General features: G+C 70.8%; 1 pseudogene. It reads right to left on the bottom strand.

The features are described 5' to 3' along the window. Positions 1-459 (bottom strand): annotated as a pseudogene (locus tag HL658_RS36515) (hypothetical protein); the annotation flags it as partial.

Below are 459 nucleotides of genomic sequence, written 5' to 3'. Positions count from 1 at the left end.
GCCCAGCGTCACGATGTCGGTGCCGGCACCGCCAACCAGGATCTCCAGGCTCGTCACAATCGCCGTGTTGCCGGACGAACCCAGCAGGATCACGTCGGTGCCGACACCGCCGCCGATGCTCTCCAGGCCGCTCGCGCTCAGGGTGTTGCCCGAGGAGCCCAGCGTCACGATGTCGGTCCCGACACCGCCCGCCAGGGTCTCCAGGGCCGACACGGTCAGCGTGTTGCCCGCGGCACCCAACGTCACCGCGTCGGTGCCCGCACCGCCCGTCAGCGTCTCCAGCAAGCTCACCGCGATGGTGCTGCCGGCCGAACCCAGCGTCACAACGTCGTTGCCCGAACCACCGGTCAGGCTCTCCACCGCCGACACCGTCAGCGTGGCGCCGCCGGCAGCGATGGTGATGGCGTCGGTGCCCGCACCGCCGGCCAGCGTCTCCAGCAGGCTCACCGTCATCGTCGT

The organism is Azospirillum oleiclasticum (assembly GCF_013423485.1).
In the GTDB taxonomy this organism is placed as follows: domain Bacteria; phylum Pseudomonadota; class Alphaproteobacteria; order Azospirillales; family Azospirillaceae; genus Azospirillum; species Azospirillum oleiclasticum.
Note: the sequence above shows the minus strand (reverse complement) of the source record. Positions and strands in the feature narration are given on the sequence as shown.